General features: G+C 68.8%; 19 protein-coding genes and 1 pseudogene. 13 read left to right on the top strand and 7 right to left on the bottom strand.

Annotated elements, in window-relative coordinates; translation table 11 throughout:
• The first annotated feature begins 93 nt into the window (after window positions 1-93).
• On the top strand, window positions 94-1,254 hold the full coding sequence (locus JAO81_RS24440; RefSeq protein ID WP_199550068.1) for an aromatic acid exporter family protein: 1,161 nt from the start codon (window positions 94-96) through the stop codon (window positions 1,252-1,254).
• A gap of 77 nt (window positions 1,255-1,331) precedes the next feature.
• Here JAO81_RS24440 and JAO81_RS24435 read toward each other — a convergent pair whose 3' ends face one another.
• Entirely contained in the window at window positions 1,332-1,883 is a 552-nt protein-coding gene (locus JAO81_RS24435) for an isochorismatase family cysteine hydrolase (protein ID WP_199550067.1), read from the bottom strand.
• 172 nt (window positions 1,884-2,055) lie between these two features.
• Between JAO81_RS24435 and JAO81_RS24430 the strand changes: the two genes are divergently transcribed.
• The 3 genes from JAO81_RS24430 (at window position 2,056) to JAO81_RS24420 (ending at window position 5,896) form a co-directional block, all read left to right on the top strand.
• Complete coding sequence (locus JAO81_RS24430; protein WP_199550066.1) at window positions 2,056-2,568, top strand: SRPBCC family protein; 513 nt, start codon at window positions 2,056-2,058, stop codon at window positions 2,566-2,568.
• A 155-nt stretch (window positions 2,569-2,723) separates the two neighbouring features.
• Window positions 2,724-5,027: an FdhF/YdeP family oxidoreductase gene (locus JAO81_RS24425; protein ID WP_199550065.1), complete on the top strand. Its 2,304-nt coding sequence runs from the start codon at window positions 2,724-2,726 to the stop codon at window positions 5,025-5,027.
• Window positions 5,024-5,896 carry a DUF72 domain-containing protein gene (locus JAO81_RS24420; RefSeq protein WP_307813624.1) on the top strand — a complete coding sequence of 291 codons (873 nt, stop codon included), beginning with the start codon at window positions 5,024-5,026 and terminating at the stop codon, window positions 5,894-5,896. Before JAO81_RS24425 ends, JAO81_RS24420 begins: the two co-directional genes overlap by 4 nt.
• Before the next feature lie 184 nt (window positions 5,897-6,080).
• On the opposite strand, the gene JAO81_RS24415 is transcribed toward JAO81_RS24420, so the two are convergent.
• Complete coding sequence (locus tag JAO81_RS24415) at window positions 6,081-6,845, bottom strand: collagen-like protein (RefSeq protein ID WP_307813623.1); 765 nt, start codon at window positions 6,843-6,845, stop codon at window positions 6,081-6,083.
• A gap of 88 nt (window positions 6,846-6,933) precedes the next feature.
• Window positions 6,934-7,206, bottom strand: a complete 273-nt coding sequence (locus JAO81_RS24410; protein ID WP_199550063.1) for a hypothetical protein — start codon at window positions 7,204-7,206, stop codon at window positions 6,934-6,936.
• A gap of 336 nt (window positions 7,207-7,542) precedes the next feature.
• Between JAO81_RS24410 and JAO81_RS24405 the strand changes: the two genes are divergently transcribed.
• Entirely contained in the window at window positions 7,543-8,349 is an 807-nt protein-coding gene (locus JAO81_RS24405; RefSeq protein WP_199550062.1) for a hypothetical protein, read from the top strand.
• Window positions 8,350-8,394: 45 nt separating this feature from the next.
• Here JAO81_RS24405 and JAO81_RS43740 read toward each other — a convergent pair whose 3' ends face one another.
• Complete coding sequence (locus tag JAO81_RS43740; RefSeq protein ID WP_199550061.1) at window positions 8,395-8,577, bottom strand: hypothetical protein; 183 nt, start codon at window positions 8,575-8,577, stop codon at window positions 8,395-8,397.
• Window positions 8,578-8,864: 287 nt separating this feature from the next.
• Here JAO81_RS43740 and JAO81_RS24395 point away from each other — a divergent pair, with 287 nt between their 5' ends.
• The 3 genes and pseudogenes from JAO81_RS24395 to JAO81_RS24385 all read left to right on the top strand — a co-directional run bounded on the left by JAO81_RS24395 (window position 8,865) and on the right by JAO81_RS24385 (window position 12,407).
• A complete protein-coding gene (locus tag JAO81_RS24395) occupies window positions 8,865-10,967 on the top strand; it encodes a discoidin domain-containing protein (RefSeq protein ID WP_199550060.1) in 2,103 nt (700 codons plus the stop codon).
• A gap of 176 nt (window positions 10,968-11,143) precedes the next feature.
• Window positions 11,144-11,242 (top strand): annotated as a pseudogene (locus tag JAO81_RS24390) (3-oxoadipate enol-lactone hydrolase); the annotation flags it as partial.
• 547 nt (window positions 11,243-11,789) lie between these two features.
• Window positions 11,790-12,407 carry a hypothetical protein gene (locus tag JAO81_RS24385; RefSeq protein WP_199550059.1) on the top strand — a complete coding sequence of 206 codons (618 nt, stop codon included), beginning with the start codon at window positions 11,790-11,792 and terminating at the stop codon, window positions 12,405-12,407.
• A 12-nt stretch (window positions 12,408-12,419) separates the two neighbouring features.
• Here the strand turns inward: JAO81_RS24385 and JAO81_RS24380 are convergent, their stop codons facing one another.
• On the bottom strand, window positions 12,420-13,583 hold the full coding sequence (locus JAO81_RS24380; RefSeq protein WP_199550058.1) for a hypothetical protein: 1,164 nt from the start codon (window positions 13,581-13,583) through the stop codon (window positions 12,420-12,422).
• A 3-nt stretch (window positions 13,584-13,586) separates the two neighbouring features.
• On the bottom strand, window positions 13,587-14,699 hold the full coding sequence (locus JAO81_RS24375) for an ImmA/IrrE family metallo-endopeptidase (protein ID WP_307813621.1): 1,113 nt from the start codon (window positions 14,697-14,699) through the stop codon (window positions 13,587-13,589).
• Between the two features lie 1,027 nt (window positions 14,700-15,726).
• Here JAO81_RS24375 and JAO81_RS43735 point away from each other — a divergent pair.
• On the top strand, window positions 15,727-16,413 hold the full coding sequence (locus JAO81_RS43735; protein WP_374194340.1) for a transposase: 687 nt from the start codon (window positions 15,727-15,729) through the stop codon (window positions 16,411-16,413).
• Window positions 16,414-16,533: 120 nt separating this feature from the next.
• Here JAO81_RS43735 and JAO81_RS24365 read toward each other — a convergent pair whose 3' ends face one another.
• Window positions 16,534-17,814, bottom strand: coding sequence for an NAD(P)/FAD-dependent oxidoreductase (locus tag JAO81_RS24365; protein ID WP_199550057.1), 1,281 nt, complete (start codon window positions 17,812-17,814; stop codon window positions 16,534-16,536).
• 90 nt (window positions 17,815-17,904) lie between these two features.
• On the opposite strand from JAO81_RS24365, the gene JAO81_RS24360 reads away from it, so the two are divergent.
• The 4 genes from JAO81_RS24360 (at window position 17,905) to JAO81_RS24345 (ending at window position 23,673) form a co-directional block, all read left to right on the top strand.
• Complete coding sequence (locus JAO81_RS24360) at window positions 17,905-19,326, top strand: cytochrome P450 (RefSeq protein WP_199550056.1); 1,422 nt, start codon at window positions 17,905-17,907, stop codon at window positions 19,324-19,326.
• Between the two features lie 69 nt (window positions 19,327-19,395).
• Entirely contained in the window at window positions 19,396-21,423 is a 2,028-nt protein-coding gene (locus tag JAO81_RS24355; RefSeq protein WP_199550055.1) for a prenyltransferase/squalene oxidase repeat-containing protein, read from the top strand.
• A 39-nt stretch (window positions 21,424-21,462) separates the two neighbouring features.
• Entirely contained in the window at window positions 21,463-22,344 is an 882-nt protein-coding gene (locus JAO81_RS24350) for a cyclopropane-fatty-acyl-phospholipid synthase family protein (protein ID WP_199550054.1), read from the top strand.
• Window positions 22,345-22,422: 78 nt separating this feature from the next.
• Window positions 22,423-23,673 carry a cytochrome P450 gene (locus tag JAO81_RS24345; RefSeq protein ID WP_199550053.1) on the top strand — a complete coding sequence of 417 codons (1,251 nt, stop codon included), beginning with the start codon at window positions 22,423-22,425 and terminating at the stop codon, window positions 23,671-23,673.
• The last annotated feature ends 1 nt before the right edge of the window (window position 23,674 follow it).

Here is a 23,674-nt window from a genome sequence, read left to right as displayed (position 1 = left end):
TGAGGGCACGGGCTCGGCCCTGCGCCCAGGTGACGCGAGAGGCGGCCGCGTCCGTACATACGTCGTGGGCCGCGGGGTACCGCGTATCCCTTGATGACCAAGATCTTCAGGGAACGGCTGAACGGGACCGCGCACTGGTGGCGGCGCGCGCTGGCCCGGTCGGGTCACGAGCGGCACACCGCGCTCCTGATCGGCAAGAGCGCGCTCGCCGCGACGTTGGCGTGGTTCGTCGCCCACCATCTGATGCGGGCTCAGTCGCCGGCGTTCGCCCCGTTCTCGGCCGTCCTGGTGATGCAGACGACGGTCTACCGGTCGGTGCTGCATTCGCTCCGCTACACGGGAGCGGTGGTCGTGGGCGTCGCCGTGCAGACGGCCCTCGCGCTGACGCTCGGGCCCGGCTGGCCGGCGTTCGCCCTGGTCGCGCTCGTGACACTCGGGATCGGGCGGTGGGCGAAGCTGGGTGCGCAGGGCGCGCAGGTGCCGACCGCCGCGTTCTTCGCCTTCGCCACCTTCGTCGCCGCCGAGCCCGGTGACCGCCTCGCGCACCTCGGCCAGATCGTGCTGCTCGTCCTGATCGGATGCGCCACGGCCACGGCCGTCCACCTCGCGCTCGTACCGCCGATGCGCCACCGCAGCGCCGAGTCCGGGATCGGCATCCTCGCCCGGGCCTTCGCCGGGCTGCTCGCGGATGCCACGTCGGCCCTGCGCGAAGAGGAGCGGGGCGCGGAGCGCACCGGGCGGCTCGACCACACCGACGCCCTGATCGCACAGGCAAGGGCGGATCTGCGCACGGCCCAGGAGAGCGTCTCCTTCAACCCCCGCCGGTATCTGCGCGGACACCGAGGCCACACCAGCTTCGACGGGTACGCGACCGTGCTGGAGGCGCTGGTGCGCACGCTCTACCAGACGGCCTCGCTGCAGCGCAGCCTCGACCAGTGGCACGAGGAGCACGAGCGGCACAGGGACGGGGACTTCCTGCGGAACTACGCGCGCTTCCTGGATGCCCTGCAGGAGTTCGCCCAGGTCCTCGGTGACCTTGACGAGGACAGGCTGCCCGCCCAGGCACGCCGGTTGAGCGGGCTGGCCGAGGAGGCCGGCGCGCTGCGCCACGGGCTGGCCGAAGAAGCCGTACGGCAGGGCCTGCCGCTGGCCGATCCGTCGCGCCCGTACGGCGTGCTCGTCGTGGAGGCCACCCGCCTGTGGGAGGAGTGCCGCCGCGCTTCGGACGCCCTGCGGCAGTGGGTGGAGAACTGACCTGTGCCGTATGGGTGCGAGCTGACCTGGTGCCCTATTGGGTGGTCCTGACCTGGTGCCTTATCCCTGGCACGCGCTTATCCCTGGCACGCGCCGAAGTCGACCTCGTCCGCGGCGACCACCTGGGCGCTCATGTTGCGCTCCATCATGCGCAGGGCAGCATCGGCCAGGTCCCGGTGGATGTGGGCGACGGCGTCGTAGGGCACGGTGACCCGCAGGTGGCGGATGTGCGCGTCCAGGGCGGAGTACAGGACGCACTGCTCGGTGACCTGACCGCACAGGACCACATGATCGATGTCCTGCTGGGCCAGAAGATAGCTGAGCGGGGTCTCGTAGAAGATCGAATGCCGTGCCTTGACGACGAACAGTGAGTTCTCGTCCGGCGCGAGCGGGCGCACGAGATCGGCGTGCGGACCGTCAAGGGCCGTCTGCAGGATCTCCCCGTGGTGGGAGCGCCACTCGCCGAAGTTGTCGTTGGCGTAGATGACCGGGACGCCCTGCTCGCGCGCGCCTTCGATCAGTTCGAGCAGCGCCGGCAGAGCCGCCTTGGCGGAGGGCAGCAGGAGCTGGGCATCGTCGTGCTCATAGGTGTTGATCATGTCGATGACGATGAGTGCGGCAGCTGCCATACGGGATCACCTCGCCCGGGACGCCAATGTGCGGCCGCGCATGAGCAGCGCGCCCAGCGCGATCATGCCAACACCGCGCCCGGCGCGCAGCCCGGATCGTGCGGGATTGACCCCTGCCCGCCGGGGTACGCGGCACACTCCCACCCCGCGGGTACGGAGAGGCTGCGCAGGCATGAGCATGATCGAGGGCTCGGTCGACGTCGATGTGCCGGTCAGGACGGCGTACAACCAGTGGACCCAGTTCGAGAGTTTCCCCCGGTTCATGGACGGTGTGGAGCGGGTCGACAAGCCGCAGGCGACCCTCTCGCACTGGGTGACCCGGATCGCCGGCGTGACCCGCGAGTTCGACGCGAAGGTGGTCGAGCAGCGCCCCGACGAACTGGTGGCCTGGTGCAGCCTGGACGAGCCGCACCATGCGGGGACGGTGCGCTTCGAGCCCCTCGGCGACAGCCGCTGCCGGGTGACGTACCGCCTCGAGTTCGCTCCGCAGGGTCTCCTCGAGCGGACCGGTGACGCCCTCGGTCTGGTCCGCAGGCAGGTCCAGGGCAGCCTGCGGGGCTTCAAGGAGTACATCGAGGGCCAGGGCAAGGAGACCGGCGAGTGGCGCGGCACCATCAGCGGCGGCCAGGTGAAACCGCACGCCGCACACACGCCCCGGCCGGTGCCGCACTGGCCGACGGGCTGACCCTGCCGGGCCCTTGGGGTGAACCGGCGATCAGGAGCGCCGGCGATCAAGAGAGCCGGAGGCCGGAGGACGGAAGGGCCGGCGATCAGGAGAACCAGTGGCCAGGCGCGCCTGTGACCAGGAGACCCGGCGAGACCGAACGAAAGGCTGACGCGGTGCGAGAGTCGTCGACGGCAGACCCTGGTGGCGAGCACGCGAGGGTCACGCCGCCCAAGACATGGGCGGCCGGTGTCCCGGCGGTCGCCGAGGCGGTCCGCTACTCCCTGGCCGAGACATCCCCGCGGCGTGCGGGCCGCACTCTGCTCGACCTGAACCAGACCAGGGGCTTCGACTGCCCGGGCTGCGCCTGGCCCGACCCGGAGCCGGGCGAGCGGCACGTCAACGAGTACTGCGAGAACGGCGCGAAGCACACCAACGACGAGGCGACATCCCGCCGTATCACCCCCGAGTTCTTCGCGCGCCATTCCGTTTCCGGGCTCGCGCGGGCCTCCGACCGGTGGCTGAACCAGCAGGGGCGGCTGACCCACCCCATGGTCAAGCGGCCCGGCTCCGACCACTACGAGCCCATCAACTGGCATGACGCGCTGGGTCTGTTGGCCGAGGAGCTGCGGGCCCTCGACACCCCCGACGAGGCGGTCTTCTACACCTCGGGCCGGGCCGGCAACGAGCCCGCGTTCGTCCTGCAGCTGTTCGCCCGCGCGCTCGGCACCAACAACCTGCCGGACTGCTCCAACCTGTGCCACGAGTCCAGCGGCACCGCGCTCCACCAGACGCTGGGCATCGGCAAGGGCGATGTGAGCCTGCCCGACCTCCACCACGCCGACCTCATCCTCACCCTGGGTCAGAACCCGGGCAGCAACCATCCGCGGATGCTGTCCGCGCTCGAGGTGGCCAAGCGCAGGGGCGGGAAGATCGTCGCCGTGAATCCGCTGCCCGAAGCGGGCCTGATGCGCTTCAAGAACCCGCAGAAACCGAGCGGGGTCATCGGCCGCGGCACCAACATCGCCGACCAGTTCCTCCAGATCCGCCTCGGCGGCGACCTCGCCCTGTTCCAGGCCCTGAACCTGCTGCTGCTCGAAGCCGAGGAGGCGGCGCCGGGCACGGTCCTGGACCGCGCCTTCATCGAGGAACACACCGACGGTTTCGAGGAGTTCGCCGACCACCTGCGCCGGAGCGTCTCCTGGCCGGAGGTCCTCGCCGCTACGGGGCTGAAGCGCGCGCAGATCGAGGAACTGAGGGGCCGGGTCCTCACCAGTGAACGGATCATCGTCTGCTGGGCGATGGGCCTTACCCAGCACAAGCACGCGGTGCCCACCATCCGCGAGGTGGTCAACTTCCTTCTTCTACGGGGCAGCATCGGCAAACCCGGCACGGGCGTGTGCCCGGTCCGCGGCCACAGCAACGTCCAGGGCGACCGGACCATGGGCATCTGGGAACAGATGCCGCAGGATTTCCTCGACGCCCTGGAGCGGGAGTTCGCGTTCAAGCCGCCCACCGGGCACGGCCTGGACACGGTGAACGCCATCCGGGCCATGGACCAGGGCAGGATCAAGGTCTTCCTGGGGCTCGCGGGCAACTTCGTACGCGCCACACCCGACAGCGACTTCACCGCCGACGCGATGCGCCGCTGCCGGCTCACCGCGCACATCTCAACGAAGCTCAACCGCTCCCATACGGTGTGCGGCGACACCGCGCTGATCCTGCCGACGCTCGGCCGCAGCGAGCGTGACCGCCAGAGCGGCGGCGAGCAGTTCCTCACCGTCGAGGACTCCATGAGCCAGGTGCACGCCTCCGCGGGCCACCTGGAGCCCGCGTCGAAGCACCTGCTCAGCGAGGTCGCGATCCTCAGCAGGCTCGCCCGCCGCACCCTGGGCGACCAAGTGGCCGTCCCCTGGGAGGAGTTCGAGGCGGACTACGGTCATATACGGGAGCGGATCGCCCGGGTCGTGCCGGGCTTCCACAACTTCAACGCGCGGGTGGCCAAGCCCGGTGGCTTCGGCCTGCCGAACCCGGTCAACGACGGCGTCTTCCCCACGCCCAGCGGCAAAGCGCAGTTCACCCGCAACGACTTCGAGGGGCTCACAGCACCCGATGGCCATCTGCTGCTCCAGACCCTGCGCTCGCACGACCAGTGGAACACCGTCCCGTACACCATGAACGACCGCTACCGTGGCATCCACGGGTCGCGCCGCGTCCTCCTGGTCAACCCGTCCGACCTGCGCGCCCTGGGTTTCGCCGACGGCGAGCGGGTCGACGTGATCAGCGTCTGGCGGGACGGCACCGAGCGCCGGGCCGAGGACTTCCGGCTCGTCCCGTACTCCACACCCGTCGGCTGCGCCGCCGCGTACTACCCGGAGACCAACGTTCTCGTCCCGCTGGACAGCGTGGCCGACCAGAGCAACACCCCGACGTCCAAAGGCATCGTGATCCGCCTCGGACCGCGCTCCGAGGCACCGTGAGCGGCCTCGCCGAGCCCGCGGTGCGGGTGGGGACCTGCTCCTGGACCGACCCGGCACTCGTGTCATCGGGCTGGTACCCGACCGGCAGCAGGGACGCCGAGGGGCGGCTGCGGTTCTACGCGACACAGTTCACGGTCGTCGAGAGCGACTCGACGTACTACGCGCTGCCGAGCGCACGGAACTCCCGGCTCTGGGTGGAGCGCACACCACCCGGATTCACCTTCGACATCAAGGCGTTCGCCCCCTTCACCGGCCACTCCGTCCCCGTCCGCGCGCTGCCCGCCGACCTGCGTCCCGCGGGCCCGCCCGGGCGCAGACTGCGGGCCGGCGACCTGCCCGCCGACACCACGGCCGAGCTGTGGCGCCGCTTCCACGCGGGCATCGAGCCGCTGCGCGAAGCGGGCCGGCTCGGCTGTGTGCTGTTCCAGTTCCCGCCCTGGTTCGCACCGGGCGCCGACGCAGTCGAACGCATTCTGCGCTGCGCCGAGTCGTGCCGGGCACCGATCGCCGTCGAGCTGCGGCATCCGGACTGGTACGAGCCCGAGGCGTTCGCCCTGGTCACCGACGTCCTCGCACGCCACCGGATCACCTTCGCCGGCGTCGACGCCCCCGGCCTCCCGCCGGAGGTCCGCGCCACCTCGCCGCAGCTCTCGGTCGTCCGCTTCCACGGCCGCAGCGCGCACTGGGGACGCGGCTCCAAGGAGGACCGCTACCGGCATACGTACGAGCGGCACGAGCTGGAGGAGTGGGTGCCGCGCATCCGCATCCTCGCCAAGGAGAGCGCCGCGGTGCATGTCCTGTTCAACAACTGCTGTGCCGACGCGTCGGTGAAGGCTGCCGCGACCATGGGGGAACTGCTGCGCGCCTGAACTCCGGAATGCTGCGTTACGGGGCGGGACGCTCGACCGTCCGCGTCCGCGTCCGCGTCCGCCTCCGCCTCCGCGTCGTCCCTGTCCGCGTCTGCTTCCGCGCCCCCGTCCCCGCCTCGCGCCGGGGCGCGCCTGCCTCGTGTCGGTGCCGGCTCCTCGCCCACGCCGGTGCCGGCTCCCCGCCTTATGCCAGGGCCGACTCCTCGCCGCCGCCCTCGTCCTGTTCCTCATGGCCCGGCCGCCGCCGCAGCGTCGGCAGGACCGGCAGGATCGCCGCCGCCTGGGACGGCGAGGGTGCGATTCCGCGCCGGCAGACGAGGGCGTCGGGATCCGTGGCCGGCACCTGGAGGCTGTAGCCGTCGGGACAGGACGGACCGGCCTCACCGCGCGGACCCTGCACACCCTCGGGGCCCGCGGGTCCGGCCGGACCGGTGTCGCCCCGCTCACCCCTCGTACCGCCGTCGCCGGGCGGACCCGCAGGACCGGCCGGACCCATGGCGCCGTCCGCACCCGCGGGACCAGGGGCGCCACTGGCCCCCGGCTCACCCGAGGGGCCAGGCGCACCGTCCGCGGCGGGGGGACCCGAAGGGCCGGCGGGACCGCGCTCTCCGCGGGCCCCGCTCTGGCCGGCCTTGCCGGGCGCACCCGGAGCTCCGGCCGGTGCCCGGACCCGGGCCAGCAGATCGTCCACCGCCTCCGACGGATCGGGCACGGCCGGGGTACCACCCGCCGCCGAGACCTGCCGGCGCAGCGTGCGGACATCCTCGGCGAGCGTCGACAGGGCCTCGCCCCTGCGCGTCGTCTCCTGGGCCAGCTGGTCGGCCCGGCGCTCGCCCTCGTCGATGCGCGCCCACAGGATCACGGCGATCCCGCACAGCGCGATCAGCACACAGACGAGAAAGACCTTGCGCCAGCGCAGCGCGAGCAGCCGCTCGATGCGGTTGGTCACGGGTGCCTCCGGGGGCGGGCGAGGACCGAAGCGGGGGCGACGCACCGAGCGCCCCCCGGAAACGGGGCGCGGCGTCGTACGGGATGGATCACTGCGGGCCTCCGAGGCGGTGCACATCGAGGCGCAGCCGGGCGATCTCCGACTGGTCGGCCGCGTGCAGGGTGGCCAGTTCGGCGATGCGCGAGTCGCGCTCGGCCAGCTGGCGCTCAAGGCGGTCGCGTTCGCTCTGTAACCGCTCCGTCAAACTCGAGTACCCGGTCAGCGCGTTCTCGCCGCGTTTGCCGAGGTACGCCACCAAGGCGGCGCCCAGGACCCCCACGCAGGCCAGCGTCGAGCCGAGCAGGGTGGTGCCGGCATCCAAGGAGTGCCTCCTACTTGGCCACCGGATTGTGCCGGTGTGAACTCTCGGCGGAACAACGAGCGTTGGTTCGCGGCGTATGCCGTACTGCGCCCGATACATCCGGAAGTGTGCTGACGGTGCGTCACTTCCGGTGCGCCCGGGAGCCCGGATGCGCCCGGGGGCCCGGATGCGCCCGGGGGCCCGGATGCGCCCGGGAGCCCGGAGGAGGTGCACCCGCGCAGGTCCGGACGGCCCGCAGGCCCGCAGGCCCGTACGGCCGCATCCAGCGCGACGACCGGCCCGGCGTCGGATGGAGTGATGCCTGTACCAGGGGGGTCACACCGAGGGAGTCCTCCCGTGCGTCTCACCAAGTCGACCGTGGCCCTGACCGCCGCGGTGCTGCTCTCCCTGACCGCCTCGGCCGCCCAGGCCGCAGGACCTGACCCCACGTATCCGAAGGGCAATCCGCCGGCCACCAACTGCGGGCCGTCCTTCTACAACCCGCCGACCGGGCAGAACGACAAACCCGAGGGGCACTACTACGACGAGATCCCCGGCACGGGGCTCGCCTGGTGGTTCTTCGCGCAGTCCGGCACCGGGACGCTGCCCATGGGCGAGGAGTTCCTCGCCGAGATGAAGCGCGCCGGGATCAAGATCGAGGCGATCTGCCCGGTGGGAGCTCTGAAGGGCGGCAAGGGCATCTGGACCCCGGTCGGCTCCGACGGCTACAGCGCTATCAACGTCTTCAACGGCCGGATCTGGTATCCGGGCGGCTGGAAGTTCACCAACCCCAACACGGGCCGCTCGCACCGGATCGACGGGTTCTGGCTGCACGACTTCCCGTTCATCAACAAGGCCAGCGGCAACGCGTACATCGACGAGAAGCGCACCCCGCACCAGTTGCACCTCTCCAGTTACGACACCGTCGACTTCCTCACCCACCTCCTCGAGCCGCGGATCAACCAGGGAAAGGTCAGCCTCGGCCCTGACAACTGGCGGTTCAATCTGACCGGGGCGTACGTCAAGGAGCTCAACGACGTACTCGGCACCAAGCTCAAGCCGGGCGTCCACTTCGCCACCCTGGAGATCAACGCGAGCGTGCTGCCGGGCCAGAACATGCCGCTCAAGCCGGGTTACGCGAAGGGCGAACCCGGCACGCGCTGAGCAGCCGGCCCACCCGCGGACCGGTCCGTACGCCGTACGCCGTGGTCAGGCGGCCGGCTTGCCGGGCCGGTCGTGGGTGGCGCACTGGATCCCGCCGCGACCAGGAGTCGGCGGGCAGGCCTGGGAACGGCCGGCCCCGGCGTCGTTCGCGTGGACCTGCCTGTCGCCCCAGCCGTTGAAGTTGCAGTCGACGCCGAGGACGTCACCGCCCTCCTCGACGACCTCCACCTGGGACCTCCACCTGGGACCCGCACGCCTTCCGGGCGGCCGCCCGCTCGTCCCCTCCCGCCATCACGACCACGTACTCGTACTCCTCGACTGCCCGGGCGTCGCCTTGTCCATCGCACCCGCGGCGCGGCTCGACGATGTCCCTCAACCAGCGGCATCCGACGCCCAGTTCATCAAAACTGAGGAATCCTCATCTTTTTCGGCCGGGACCGTTGACTATGCTCCCGCGGCTCGCGATTCTGAAAACTCGTCAGTAACTTGCGTGCGCATGTCAATCAAGGTGAGTGATGACCATGGTTCAACCTCCGCGTCACAGACTCGGACCCCTCACGGTTGTGTCACTGCTCCTCGCCGTGTTCTCCCTGTTCATCGGCCCGATGCCCGCCTCCGCCGCGGACCCGGGCGCCGGGACCGAGGCCAACTCCGCGGCGGAGCGCGACTGGTGGACGCCGACCGCGCGGCCCGAGCCCGACTCGCAGATCAACGTCACGGGTGAGCCCTTCAAGGGCACCGACGCCCAGGGCAGGGTCAGGGGCTTCGTCGACGCGCACGACCACATCATGTCCAACGAGGGCTTCGGCGGCCGGCTGATCTGCGGCAAACCGTTCTCGGAGCAGGGCGTCGCCGACGCGCTCAAGGATTGCCCCGAGCACTACCCGGACGGCTCGCTCGCCCTCTTCGACATGATCACCAAGGGCGGCGACGGCAAGCACGATCCGCACGGGTGGCCCACCTTCAAGGACTGGCCCGCCCACGACTCGCTCACCCACCAGCAGAACTACTACGCCTGGATCGAGCGGGCCTGGCGCGGCGGCCAGCGGGTGCTCGTCAACGACCTGGTCACCAACGGCGTGATCTGCTCCGTCTACTTCTTCAAGGACCGCGGCTGCGACGAGATGGACGCCATCCGTCTCGAGGCGAAGAAGACGTACGAGATGCAGGACTTCATCGACACGATGTACGGCGGCCCGGGCAAGGGCTGGTTCCGCATCGTCACCAGCAGCGGGCAGGCCCGCGAGGTCATCGAGCAGGGCAAGCTGGCCGTCGTCCTGGGAGTCGAGACCTCCGAACCGTTCGGCTGCAAGCAGATCCTGGATGTCGCGCAGTGCAGCAAGGCAGACATCGACCGCGGCCTGGACGAGCTGAAGAAGCTCGGCGTCAGCAGCATGTTCCTGTGCCACAAGTTCGACAACGCCCTGTGCGGCGTGCGCTTCGACTCCGGCACACTCGGAACGGCCATCAACGTGGGCCAGTTCCTGTCGACCGGCACCTTCTGGAAGACGGAGACCTGTCGTGGCCCGCAGCGCGACAACCCGATCGGCAACGCCTCGGCGGCGCAGGCGGAACAGCACCTGCCGAAGGGGGTGTCCGTGCCCACGTACGCATCGGGCGCCCAGTGCAACACCCGCGGTCTGACCGGCCTGGGCGAGTACGCGGTGCGCGGCATGATGAAGCGCGGCATGATGCTGGAGCTCGACCACATGAGCGTCAAGGCCGCGGGCCAGGCCTTCGACCTCCTCGAGTCCGCCTCGTATCCGGGCGTGATCTCCTCGCACAGCTGGATGGACATGAGCTGGACCGAGCGGCTGTACAAGCTCGGCGGGTTCATCGGCCGCTACATGAGCGGCTCCGAAGGCTTCAGCGCGGAGGCCAAGGGCACGGACGCGCTGCGCGAGAAGTACGACGTCGGCCTCGGCTACGGCACCGACATGAACGGGGTCGGCGGCTGGCCGGGCCCGCGCGGCGCGGACACCCCGAACCCGGTGACGTACCCCTTCCGCAGCGCGGACGGCGGCTCGGTGATCGACAAGCAGACCACCGGCGAGCGCACTTGGGACTTCAACACCAATGGAGCGGCGCACTACGGCATGGTCCCGGACTGGATCGAGGACATCCGGATCGTCGGCGGCCAGGACGTCGTGGACGACCTCTTCGCGGGCGCCGAGTCCTACCTGCGCACCTGGGGGAACGCGGAGAAGCACGACCCCGGGCAGAACCTCGCCTCGGGCGCGACCGTCACGGCCTCCACGACACAGTGGTGGAACCCGTTCGTCAGCTTCGCACCCGGCAAGTCCGTCGACGGCGACAAGGCCACCCGCTGGGCCAGCGAGTGGAAGGAGAACCAGTGGCTGCGTATCGACCTCGGATCCGTGAAGCCGGTCGGGCGCGTCACCCTCGACTGGGAGGACGCGTACGCGAAGGGGTACCGCGTCGAACTGTCCCAGGACGGCAGCACTTGGCGGACGGCATGGTCCACGGACTCCGGTGACGGCGGTCTGGACACCGCACGGTTCGACAGCACACAGGCGCGTCACGTTCGGATCCAGGGTGTGCAGCGCGGCACCGAATGGGGCTACTCGCTGCGTGAGGTCGGCGTGTACGGCGGCTGACGGCGGTCGATGGCCGTTGCTCGGTGGGGGGGGCGCCTGGGGAGGCCCAGGCGCCCTCGGGGCATGTCGTACGCTGCCCGTGCGGCACGTCCCCCGAGCCGTCTTTCACCTGATCCGTCCCCTATCCTCACCGCCCCCGACAAGGGGCTGCAGTGAGATATGAGAGCGTGCAGGGCGTGAGCGAGACACCCGAGAACACCCTGCAATACCGCTTCGACGGCCCGGAGGACGCCCCGGTCCTGATCCTGGGACCCTCCCTGGGCACGACCTGGCACACGTCGGCAAAGCCGTCTTCTGGCGTCCATGTGGTCCAGGTCGGGAGCGTTTGACCGAGTTCGGTCCTCGCAGTCCAGGCGCGTCCACGCAGTTGGTGACTCGGACGTGACAGATGTTGACCCCCGTCGGCTTGTTTCGGCGCGGGTTCTGTCTGCGAGGTCGATGGCGCGGCACTGGTCGGCAGCGGCTTGGGAGGGGATGCGTCCGGGAGGTCGCAGTGCCCAATGATTCGAACAACTGTAGGCATCGTGGCGTGGGATGGCTACGATCGCAGTTGCTCGTCCGCGACCTGTTGCGGGTGCAGATTGCGCAGCGAGACCGCGGCGGATGACCGATGCGGAGCTATCCGGCGAGGCGGCCGACGATCGCACGAGTGTCCGTACTAGCCTTGCCGTTCGTTTGGACGCGTTCGCGTGTCTAGGGCTGGTTGAGGTCCGTTGGTTTTGTTGTTGAGGCTGCTTCCGGTGGCGCGGGGCAAGCGGCAAGGATGTGCGCGTACAGCCCTGCTGGGGAGAGCGTCGGTGCAGGACGAGAGCGGGTTGGTCGATGGCAATCGCGGCACGTGAGCCCTTGGGTGTGGTTGCGGGAGCGTTGGCTCCTGGCGATCTCGTGCCTCGCGATGCGAACCTGGCAGTTGTTGAAGCCGAGGGTGCGAAGGTCGTTGCGGCCTACCGATTCGAGGCGCGAGAGCGGGAGCGACGGGCGGCAGCGGGTATGCCACCCCTGACGCGACCGGATGCCTTGAACCTCTTGATGGCGCTGCCGCTCGGCGAGCCTGTTCCTGCGAGATCACTGAACGGCAGGGAACGCCGAGCGTTGAAGTGCCTGCCGAAGGGGGCGGTGGTCCGACGCGATGGATTGATTACGCGTCTGGCAACCCAGCCGGTCCACGTCGACATGGTGTTCGTGCCCGGACGCAGCTGGGAGTCGGCGATGGAGCGGGCCGAGCGGTTTACACCATTCACTGCTCGTTCCGTATTGGTCGATGGTGTGTTGCGGCGCAAGAACGAGGCGGTGATGCGCGCTGACTTCTACGGCATCGGATTGCTCCACGTGCAGGGGGATGCGGTCGAGGTTGTAGTGCTGCCAAGTCCCTTCGTGCGCAGGCGGCATACGGTTGCTGGCTGGAAATTCCTGGAAGACGTACACCGTCAGCTCCCTTGAGGGGGCTTCCGGCTACGGCGTGACGGGCAGTGTCGCCCATGCTTTGAGCGGTGCGGGTGCTTGGAACCCGGACTTGGGACTCGCGCCCACTCCGATGCGCTGGTTTTCCAGTGCATGACGGTCGACGGCTGCAGCGCATTTGTTGCGCCACCACGTCTTACGCGCGGAGCCGGCTCGGTAGCTGGCCATGTCGCTGATCCATGCGCCCCAGGTGCGGATGTTGTGGTTCTCGGCCTCACGCCGCGTTTCACCATCGGCAAGGTAAAAGCTGTCGAGGCTGCGCCCGTCGCACTCCTCGCAGTCGCAGGTTGCCGGATCGGCATTGCCGTAGACCTTGGACAAGAACTCGGCGCCCTTGAAGCACATCAACTGCGGCATCAGGATGTGCGGGTACGTGGGCCCGCCGCCGCGCTTGCCTATCTGGGCCTTCTCGTCGGGCGGTATCGCGTGGCGGAGCGAACTCTGCACGCCGATTCCGGCGCAGAGGGCGCCGTGCGCCATCACGTCGAGTGCTGCGAGGTCTGTGCGCAGCAGTGACATGTGCTCGACCTCGGTGAACAGCCGGCGCAGGTTGGCCGGGATGTCCTTTGTCTGTCCCAGCGGGTCGAACTGGCGAAAGAGGATGACCGCCTTCGGGTGGCGGATCTTGGCGCAGACAGCGATCAACTGGGCGATGTTCTCCTGGTTGAGCCAGGTGACGTCGATCGGAAGGGAGACCAGCGTGTCAGCTCGCTCGATCCGGTTGGCATCCCGCATTACCGCCTTGAGGGCACGGGAGTTAGCCGGCGGTATGTAGCCGGTGGGTGTTAGTGCTGCGGTTGCGCCTCGAGCCTTCTGGAAGTTCAGTGAGGTGTCCACGGCGGCGAACAGTTCGTCGGGAGGAGCCATGAACGGCTCCTCTGCCGTTGCCGTGTAGGTGGTGTACACGGCGCTGTCGATCAGCAAAGTGCCCTGGTAGCCGACGTCGGTGCGGAGCTGGAAGGCGCGTGCGTCGGCGTTGGTGCCGGTCATGACCACGCCGCTCAACCTGTCATCGAGGGCAGGGCGAGGCCGGGGAATGTTGCGTGCATGTTCATGCAGCAGGATGCGTCCCTGCAGGAGCGGCACCGCTGCCACGGTGTGGTCGAGCGTCTTCACGGCGGGCGGTCGCCGCCTCGGATCGGGGGCGTTGCTCATGAATCACCTCGCAGAAGGGTCCGGCACGTCCTTGTGTCCGGACGGAGAAGTAGCGCACAAGTAGATCTCGTGGAACTCCTCACGACCCAGGCCCGCCAGGTGAGCGGTCTCGGTCGCACTGAGGTGGTGCTGTCCCTCAAGCCGGGTGACGGCCTGAGCGATATGACGCGGGGTCTCGCGCCGGATGACGATTGGTTCGTTGGTGCGGTAGCCGAGTGCGGACAACTCGACCATGAGCGTGCGGTATTGCCATTCGCTGATCACGCCCAGGTCCACGGCACGCCGGATGAGTGCGGCCATGGAGACTCCCCAGCGGGCTTTCAGATCCATGAGGCGGGCGACGTCGATGCCGGGTTTGAGCTCGCTCAGGATCACCTCGTGCGGCATGAGGAACTCGGCGGCGAACCGGTCGGCTTGGGTCTCCTGCGTACGTCCATCGCCCGGCTCGTGATGCATGGTCAGGTGGCCCAGTTCGTGGGCGAGGCTGAAGCGTGAACGGTCGCCAGGGGTAGTGGAGTTAAGCAGCACGAGCGGCGCCCGGTCCTGCGGCCACTGGCTGACGGCGTCGAGTTCGGTGGTGCCCAGATCGCGGACGACGACCAGGGCGCCGGCGTCTTCGAGCAGTGCGACCAGGTCGTCGATGGGGCCGGCGGGAATGTTCCACTCTTCGCGCAGCGTCTCCGCAGCGTCCGCGGGGGTATCGAAGTCGTTGACCTCGATGGGCCTGAACCGGTGGGGGCGACGGAGGGCCGCTGCCTGTGTCACCGCTTCGACCTGGAGGCGGGTGAGCGTCAGCGTCGCATGGATCCGGCGCAGCGCGGGAGCTCCCAGCGAGGCCCGCTTGCGATGGTGTATCAGCCCGATGCCCACCCCGGCCGTATCGGCAGCCTGGCACAGAAGCTCGGGTGTGAAGCGAAGCGCGGCGGCGAACAAGAGCACCCGATCGGCCCGGACCGGGATCCGTCCGGATTCAGCCCGGCTGACGTACCCCTGCGTGATGGGGCGGCCCTCCACGCGCGACATCTGCTCGGCAAGCTCGGCCTGGGTCCACCCCCGCGAGTCGCGCGCCAGGGCGAGCATGGCGGGGTCTGCGACCAATTCCGGCTGATCACTCACGGCCCACCTCCAACCCTGGCAAGTCTCAACTTCGCTGAGGATACACGGTCTTATCCCTCAGAATATTCCGCAAATGATCCGCAGTATGTGGTGCCTTCAAGGATGCCATGAGCCACCGACAGTCCAACTCCCGTCTTCATGGCTCGTGTTGGTTGGTCGCCATGCAGATCGGAACTCGATGCGACGGGCTGCGGCCGCAGTGGGACGATCCGGTGTGGCCGCAGCCTGCGGTCAAAGGCTCCAGCTCAGTTCGCCGAGCGCGCCTATGAGGGTCTGCGGTACAGGGGGTGGCGCATATGGGCCGGTCGTTGTTGCCCTGCATGCGGGCGCACTCAAATGCGCTGGAGGGGACACTGCAGCGCGCGGCGGTGGGGGAGCATGACAGGGAACGAGGCTGCTGTCCCGCGGACTGGCTCCTGACATCTCGGACCGACGTGTCCTGACCATCCTGTGTCGACGCGGGGCGAGGCAGTGTGCTTGGACGCTGGGCCGGGCGAGCGTGTCTGGAGCACTGCACTGCGAGGTGTTATCTGCACCGTGTCACTGGTGACCGCTCTCCGGGCCAGCGGCGCGGCTGCTGACCTTCGACGGGGGATGAGCCATCGAGTCGTCACACCCGCCTCGAGCCGCGGGCCGCGCTGCCGATGCGGATGAGGTGGTGCTGGGGGTCGACACGCATCGCGATGTTCACGTTGCGGCTGTCGTTGCGTTGACGGGTCACGTGTTGGGTGTGGACCGTTTCCCGGCAACAGCGAGTGGCTACAGGCGACTTGCCGAGTAGGCCGGCCGGTGGGGTGTGGTTCGACGTGCCGGTGTGGAGTGCTCCGGCAATTACGGCGCGGCGCTGTCTCGCCATCCGCTGACTCAAGGCATCACGGTGGTCGAGGCTCCTGGCCCTGGGCCTGCAGCGCGGCGCCGACGGAGCAGGTCCGACGAGGGCGATGCGGTTGCTGCCGCCCGGTCTGTGCTCAGCGGCCGTGCACAGTCCCTGGTGAAGACAGGGGATGGCCCGGTTGAAATCGCGCGCATGTACCTGATGGCGAAAGACTCTGCGGTGAAAGCCAAACGGCAGGCCGTGAACCAGATCAAGGCCCTGCTGGTCACCGCTGATCCGGCCCTCAGAGAGGAGCTGAGGAGTCTGTCGCGCCGTCGTCTCACCCTTTCCTGCCTGCAGTTGAGCGAGGGCGGTGAGGAGGTGGATCCGGTCGTGCGGGCGACCAGGTTCACGGTGCGGGTGCTGGCGGAACGCATCGAGCACCTTGATGGGCAGGCTCGAGTGTTGGAGCAGCGCCTGTCTGAGCTGATCGGGATGCATTACCTGCGCCTGCTCGATGCTGTCGGGGTTGGACCGCACAGTGCGGCGGTGCTGTTGACGGCCCTGGGGGACAACAGCGACCGCCTGCGGGGTGAGGCGTCTTTCGCGGCGTTGTGTGGGGCCAGCCCGGTCGAATACTCATCTGGCAGCCGGCAGCATCGCCGGCTCAACCGCGGCGGCAACCGGCAGGCCAACGCCGCTCTTCATCGGATTGTGCTGTCCCGGTTGCGCTGGGATCCGCGTACGCAGGCGTACTACGAGCGGCGGGCGGCTGAGGGAAAGTCCCGGCGCGAGATCATCCGCTGTCTGAAGCGGTACGTTGCCCGCGAGGTGTACCGGCTGATCGCCGCCAGCCGTCAGGAATTCGTGAACGGATCCAGCCGCCGGCTCGCCCCGTAACAGGGTCTTGGTCCACCTGGTTCGCAGATCGCCTCGGCTCGATCGTCGAGGTCCCGATGCCGTCAGATGAGGGCCACGACGTTAGGCCCCATCCCAAGCCTGGCCTGCTGTTCAGCATGCTCAGCCTCGGCCTCGGCCTCGCTCCGCTTGCGCCGGGGGGTGTGGTGAGCTGAGCCAGGCGGACCAGGACAGCAGCTCCTTGAGGGAAGCTGGCCAGCGCGACGGCGGCGTGCCCGACGGGCCTGCGATACGCAAAGTGCCCAGGGCCGTGTGCAGGAACGTAGTGGCCACGGGTGTTCTGCGGGTGTCGAGGACGCCAAGGAGCTGGATGGCCTGGCGCGCTCGCTCGGGGTGTGTGCGCCAGTCGGTGAACAGGCTGTCGCGCAGCACCTGCGAGGTCGTATCGGGGGCGATGAACAGCCGGCACAGTACAGCTGCAACGTGCTCGGGGGTCCAGGTGATGGCGCTCTGTGTGGCGTAGTGGGCGAGCTTGGGGGAGTGGGCGAGTCGTTCGGCGTCCATGACGGCCATGGTCATGCCGTGGGCGGCCAGGGGGTGGTTGTGCCCCAGTGCGTCACCGATCAGCGCGACGCGGCCTTGGCCGTAAAAGGTGCGTGGGCGAAAGGAGTTGACGGCCCATTGGAACCGGCGGCCGGTGGCCAGCCAGGTGCGCAGGGCGGTGCGTAGGGCTCGGGGGAGGAAAGGCAGGTAGCGGTGGCCCACGTATCGGGCGGCCGCCCTGGCGGGTGGTGGTGGGTGGGGAATGTCGAACGTGACACGCAGCAGGTCGGGGGTGAGGCGGTAGGCCAGCACGGGTCCGGGGCCGCCGAGGAATATGTGCCCGTACTCCTCGGTCGGTAGATCCGCGCCTTGCAGGAGCAGGCCGGCGGTGTGGGACAGGCGTATGGGGTGTGCTTCGTGTGGTCGCAGGGCTCGGCGGACGGCTGATGTGCGGCCGTCCGCCCCGATCACCAGCCGTGCCCGGTAGTGGCCGTTGGTGGTCTGCGCTTCGCCGGTGGGGGTGGCCGACAGCACTCGGTGGCCGGTCAGTGCCGTGATTCCGGGGTGGTCCTGTGTCGCGTGATGCAGGAACTCGGTCAGGACGTGGTGCGGCATGCTGATCGCCGTCGCGTCGGGGTGGGTGAGCGTGATCGGCTGGTCACCGTCCGTGGTGTGCACGATGAATCCGTGATTGCGCATGAACTGCGGGCCGTCCAGGGGTAGTCCCGCGGCCCGCAGTGTGTGCACGCCGCCCGGGTGGATCCACTCGCCGGAGAACCGGCGCTCATCTGGGCCGCCTGGGTCGATGAGCTCGACCTGCGCGCCTCGTGCGGCGAATTGCAGTGCGCTGACGCATCCGCCTGGTCCTGCGCCTGCCACCAGCACGTCGGGAGTCCTCATGATGCGCCCCCTCCAAACTCGTACCAAGCTGGATGAATGCCATGAAGAACGTATTCCTGGTCTATTGACCCTATGAGGGAGGGATAGGTCATGTCCATACGGATGGTGCGACCCGCAGCGCCCGTGGGGGTGGAAGACGGGCTGAAGCCCTGGGCGGCGATACCTGAACTGCCGGGAGGGAAAGTCCCGTGGCTGGGACACGGGCCTGGATTCGGCAAGGATCCGGTGTTGTTTCTGCGGGCGGGCCGCGAACTGGCCGGCGACCTGTTCCGCTTCACCTTGATGGGACGTCCTGCGGTCTTCGCGTGCGGTGCGACGGCTCACGAACAGGTCTTCAAGGCGGACGAGGCCACGCTCAGCGCGGCAGATGCCTATCCGTTCATGGAGCCCATCTTCGGCAGCGGTGTGGCCTTCGACGCCGGTCCGCAGGAAATGGCCCGGCAGATGGGGCATCTCGCGCCGCTTCTCGCAGGCTCCAGTCTCAAGAGCTACCCCGGCGTGATGCAGCAGGAGATCGAGCAGTGCCTCGCGACGTGGGGCGACGAGGGGGAGATCGATCTCGTTCCCGCCATCACCGAGCTGGTCGGGGCCATCAGCGTCCGCTGCCTACTAGGTCGGGAGGTGCGTGAGCGCCTCGGACCCGAGACGATCGCGTTGTACCGCGAACTGGCCAGCGGCATCCGACTGGCCGCGCTGCTCAATCCACGACTTCCCATTCCGGCATTCCGCAGACGAGATCGCGCACGCGCGCGCATCGCCCAGGAGCTGCAACGGGCCATCGACGCACGCAGGCACGGCCCGCACACCCACCACGGCGACCTACTGCAGTCCCTTCTCGATTCACCCTCACCGCAGGGCGAACCTGTGCAGGACGACGACATCCTGATCGGGATCCTGATCGCGATGACGTTTGCCGGAGTGCACAACAGCGCCGGGCTCGCGGTCTGGTCCGGTGTGGTTCTCCTCGACCAGGGAGTCCACGCCCTGCCCCCGGTCATGGCCGAGCTGCACAGCATCATGAGAAGCGACAGTTCGCTGACAGTCGAACGACTGCACCGCATGGAGCTCTTGGGGCACTGCATCCGCGAGGCGGAACGCCTCTACCCGCCGTCCTTCCTGCTGCTACGCAAGGCCCGCAAGGCATTTGTCCTTGAGGGGCACGAAATCCCCCCGGGCACGCTGGTGATGCTGTCGCCCACCGTGTCGCACCGGATGGAGTCCGTGTTCTCCGAACCCGGCCGCTGCGATCCGTCCCGCTTCGCACAAGGCAGGGCCGAGCACAAGCATCCATACAGCCTGATTGCCTTCGGTGGCGGCCAACACCGCTGTATCGGCCTCGCCTTCGCCTATCTGGAGATCCAAGCCATCTGGAGTGTGCTCCTGAGGCGTTTCCACCTGGAACTGCTCGGCGGTCCTCACCGGCCGCAGTACGCCACATCGTTCGTCGCCGAGCCCAACAGCCCGTGCGTGCTGAGGTATCGCCGACGCCGCGACGATCAGGCCCAGGCGTAGGGATAACTCCTGAGAACCCGAAGGGTGGCGCCCACTCGGCGCTCCCGTGCACGCAGGAACGGATCGCGCATGAAGCCACACACCTCATCGCCGCCGCTGCCACTCGCCGACCCGGCACCGGAGCGGGCCACGGACCCCCGCCTTGTCCACCGCAGGGCGAGCGAGCGCCTGCTGTCCCTGCAAAACGCCGACGGCTCTTGGGAAGGGGAGATGGTCTGGAACACAACGACCCTCTCCCAGTACGTGATCACCCGTCACCTGCTGGGGCGGCCGAACTCCGCAGCGGAAGCCGCCTCCATCATCCGCCATTACGCAGTCACCCGCCGCGACCGGCATGGCTGGGGGCTGCACGCCGCCGCCGACACCCCCTCGCTGTACTGCACGACGCTGGCGTACACCGCACTGCGCCTGCTCGGTTTGCCCGCGGATCACCCGCTGTGCGCACCGGCACGCATCTGGCTGCGTTCGCAGCCGGGCGGCGTGGCCGCCGTCCCGTCTTGGGGCAAGTTCTGGCTGGCCCTGCTCGGCCTGTACGACTACCGGGCGATGCATCCCGTGTCCCCCGAACTTTTTGTCCTGCCGCGGTGGTTGCCGCTGCACCCCGACCGCCTGTACTGCCACACCCGCTCGATCATGCAAGCCATGTCCTATCTCTATGGCGTCCGGTTCCGAGGCCCGTCCGGCCTGGTGATCGACGAGCTGCGCGCGGAACTGTTCGACCGGCGCCTGCGTGCCCGGGACCGGTATCGCACCGGCGCCGACACCGTCGCCGCACCCACGCCGGCCCTGCGTGTGATGCAGGCAGCCCTGGGGGTCTATGAGTTGCGCCCATCGCGTGCCCTGCGCCGCCGCGCGCTGGAGCGCTGCCGCCGGCGCGTCGAGCACGAACACACGGTCACCGCACGGACTGCGCTCTCGCCCGCCAACGGCCTGCTCGACGTCCTTGTCCTTCATGCCTGTGGGGCTGACCCACAGGAGATCGACGCGTCACTGGACGCCTTCGACTACTGGCGATGGAGTGATGCAGGGGAGGGAACCCGCTACGTCGGCGCGCGTTCCCACACCTGGGACACCGCCTTCGCCGTGGAGGCACTGCTCGCCGACCGGTCACCCGGCCCACCTGTGATCCGTGCGACCACCCAGGCGAGCCGGTTCCTCGCGAGCGCGCAGATCGTCGACGAGATACCCGAGCCACATCTCACCGCACGCTCGCCGGCACTCGGCGGATGGTGCTTCTCCGCGGGCCGCGATCGCTGGCCGGTCAGCGACTGCACCGCCGAAGCCGTCGGTGCCCTGTTCACCGCCGCGTTCCACCGGGGCGTCACAGACAGCGACGCTGGCTTCGACGTGCCCGCGGCCACCGAGTTCCTGCTGGCCCGGCAGAACCGCGACGGCGGCTTCGGTACCTATGAGGAGCGGCGCGGACCACGGTTGCTGGAGCGCCTCAACCCGGCGGAGATGTTCACCAACTGCACGATCGAGAGCTCCTACATCGAATGCACGGGATCGGCGGCCGTCGCACTGGCGCAGCTGCGTCAGCGGTGCGCAGGCACCCAACGGCAGGCATGCGACCGGGGTCTGCGCCGTGCAGCCGCTTTTCTCCTGTCTCAGCAGTCCAAGGACGGTTCCTGGCCGGCGGCCTGGGGCGTCAACCGGATCTACGGCACGCTCTTTGCCGTACGGGGCCTGCTCGCCGCGGGAGTTCCGCGCACGCACGCCAGCTTCGTCAAGGCCGGCTGCTGGCTGGAGAGCGTCCAACGCCCCGACGGCGGCTGGGCCGAGCACCATAGCGGCTGCCTGGAAGAGCGCTACGTGCCAGGCGATCACAGCCAGCCGCTCAGCACGGCCTGGGCGCTGCTGGTGCTGCTCGAGCTCACCGGCGGACGCAGTCCCGCGGTGACCCGCGGCATTGACTGGCTGTGTACTCACCAGCGTCCTGACGGCAGCTGGCAGCAGGACGCCCCCATGGGTGTCTTCTTCGGCTCGGCCGTCCTCGACTACCGCTACTACCGCGAGTACTTCCCACTGTGGGCCGTCGGCCGCTGGCTCTCCACCCAGCCTGCCCCAGCCACCGGGAGGACCCAGGCGCACACCTGACCCCACGGCTTCCCTCACCGACGCATCCAGGAGCACACGATGACCGCGAACATCCCCCAACTGGAACGGCTTCAAGAGCTCGTGGCTGCCCCGACCACACGCCATGCCCAGAGCACAGAGATGGTTACGACCTACTACGCGCTGGTCAACGACCTCTACCACGCGGGCTGGGGCGACTCGCAGCACTTCCCGCCGCTGCGGGAAGGGGAGCCGCTCGCCGCAGCGCAGGCGCGCAGCGAATGCACCCTGGCCGACCGCGCTGAACTCACCACCGGGCAATGGGCCCTGGATATCGGCAGCGGCATCGGTGGTCCCGCCGGCACCATCGCGCAGCACTCCGGTGCCCATGTCATCGGAATCGATCTGAGCCGCCTGCGTGTGGCCAAGGCCCGCGAACGTGCTCAACAGCTGCCTGCCGAAGAGCGACTGGCTTTCATCGAAGGGGACGCGGGCCGGTTGCCGTTTCCCGATGCGTCCTTCGACGTGTGCTACACCTTCGAGGCTATCTGCCACGTCCCCGACAAGCCGCGTGTGCACAGGGATGTCTTCCGGGTGCTCAAGCCAGGCGGCCGCTACCTCGGATACGACTGGCTCGCCGCCGACGATCTCACCGACGCGGAACATCAGCAGTTCATCGAGCCCATCTGCCGCCACCACGGCATCCCGAATCTTGCCACGCCCACCCAGCTCGACGATGCGCTCGGCGCCGCGGGGTTCACCGGAGGCCACCTGGCGGACACCGCATCCACCGCGGAGATGAACCGCACCTGGGACCTCCTCGAGCAGTCCGAACAGCTCGCTGAGGGCATCGACGACCCGCTCATCGACTTCATGAGCACAGGCGCCCGCGCCCTATACCAGGCGGCCCGCGCAGGCCGCTTCACCATCGGGTACTGGGAGGCACGCAAGCCCGCTCCGTGAGCGCCCGCGTCGCGCCGCGCGCACGGACCACTGGCGCCGCACTTCACCGATCCTCCGCCCGTCACGCAGGGAGCGAGCATGGACACGGAGTTCAACCTCTATGACCCCTACGACCGCGCCACCACTCTCAACCCGTTCCCCGTCTACCAGTGGCTTCGCGATCACGAGCCTGCCTACTACAACGCGCAGCGAGATTTCTGGGCTCTGTCGCGGCATGCCGATGTCGTGGCGGCGCATGCCGATCCGGAGACCTTCAGCAGCGCGGGCGGTGTGACGCTCGAAGGGCTCGAGAAGGGGAGCGGGAACCTGGTGGTGATGGACCCCCCGGAGCACCGGGATCATCGCAAGCCGGTCAACGGTCTGTTCACCGCGCGTCGCATCGCATCCCTCGAAGGGTTCGTGCGCTCGCGCGCTTCTGCGCTCCTCGACGCCGCCGGGGACGCAGGCGAGTTCGACGTGGTCACCGACTTCTCCTTGAAACTGCCCCTCGAGGTAGTGGCAGAGCTCGTCGGCATACCCGCCGAACTGCTCCCGCAGATCCACGAATTGAGCAACCGGGTGCTGGCGCGCAGCGGACCGGACGATCCGGCGGGCCTTGACGACATGATGACCGCCGGAGCCGAACTCTTCTGCCTGTACCTGGACCTCGTCCGCGAGCGTCGCGAGCAGCCACCACGCGACGACGCCATTGCCGTCCTGCTGACCACCGAAGTCCCCGACACAGACAGTGGAACCGCCCGTCGCCTGTCCGACGAAGAAGTGGCCATGCGCTTCCTGGAGTTGGGCCTCGCGGGGCACGAGACCGTCGCCAAGCTCATCCCCAACGCCGTGGTGGGCCTGTACTGGTACCCGGAGCAACGCCGGCATCTGGTGGACCATCCCGAGGACATGCCCAACGCGGTCGAGGAATTCCTGCGCTGGGATCCCCCCTCGCACCTCCAGGGGCGCACCCTGACCCGCGATGTGGACCTGCACGGCCGCACCCTGCCGGCCGGCAGTCGCGTCATGCTGCTCACCGCCGCGGCCTCACACGACGACCGCGTCTATGAGTACCCGGAACTCCTGGACATCCACCGCAAGATCCGCAAACAGCTCGCCTTCGGATACGGCGTACACGCCTGCCTGGGTGCGGCCCTGGCCAGGATGGAGACGCGCATCGCTTTGGAGGAACTCCTCAAGCGCTATCCGGACTACGAGATCGACGGCTCGCGGGCCGTACGGAAAGTGCACTCCAACGTCCGCGGCCTGAGCAGCCTCCCCCTGCTGACCACCAGGACGCATCGTTCGCCAGCGCGCTCCACTCGCGCCGTCGCGGCCGCGGGTTCCTGAA

Source organism: Streptomyces sp. N35 (assembly GCF_016464295.1).
In the GTDB taxonomy this organism is placed as follows: Bacteria; Actinomycetota; Actinomycetes; order Streptomycetales; family Streptomycetaceae; genus Streptomyces.
The sequence above is the reverse complement of the archived record's forward strand: the minus strand, read 5'-3'. Positions and strand labels throughout refer to the sequence as shown.

Bases quoted from the DNA above. Each gene is read 5' to 3' on its own strand.
- JAO81_RS24440 (WP_199550068.1), top strand. From the start codon at position 94: ATGACCAAGATCTTCAGGGAACGGCTGAACGGGACCGCGCACTGGTGG.
- JAO81_RS24435 (WP_199550067.1), bottom strand. From the start codon at position 1,883: ATGGCAGCTGCCGCACTCATCGTCATCGACATGATCAACACCTATGAG.
- JAO81_RS24430 (WP_199550066.1), top strand. From the start codon at position 2,056: ATGAGCATGATCGAGGGCTCGGTCGACGTCGATGTGCCGGTCAGGACG.
- JAO81_RS24395 (WP_199550060.1), top strand. From the start codon at position 8,865: ATGACCATGGTTCAACCTCCGCGTCACAGACTCGGACCCCTCACGGTT.
- JAO81_RS24385 (WP_199550059.1), top strand. From the start codon at position 11,790: ATGGCAATCGCGGCACGTGAGCCCTTGGGTGTGGTTGCGGGAGCGTTG.
- JAO81_RS24380 (WP_199550058.1), bottom strand. From the start codon at position 13,583: ATGAGCAACGCCCCCGATCCGAGGCGGCGACCGCCCGCCGTGAAGACG.
- JAO81_RS43735 (WP_374194340.1), top strand. From the start codon at position 15,727: ATGTACCTGATGGCGAAAGACTCTGCGGTGAAAGCCAAACGGCAGGCC.
- JAO81_RS24365 (WP_199550057.1), bottom strand. From the start codon at position 17,814: ATGAGGACTCCCGACGTGCTGGTGGCAGGCGCAGGACCAGGCGGATGC.
- JAO81_RS24360 (WP_199550056.1), top strand. From the start codon at position 17,905: ATGTCCATACGGATGGTGCGACCCGCAGCGCCCGTGGGGGTGGAAGAC.
- JAO81_RS24355 (WP_199550055.1), top strand. From the start codon at position 19,396: ATGAAGCCACACACCTCATCGCCGCCGCTGCCACTCGCCGACCCGGCA.
- JAO81_RS24350 (WP_199550054.1), top strand. From the start codon at position 21,463: ATGACCGCGAACATCCCCCAACTGGAACGGCTTCAAGAGCTCGTGGCT.
- JAO81_RS24345 (WP_199550053.1), top strand. From the start codon at position 22,423: ATGGACACGGAGTTCAACCTCTATGACCCCTACGACCGCGCCACCACT.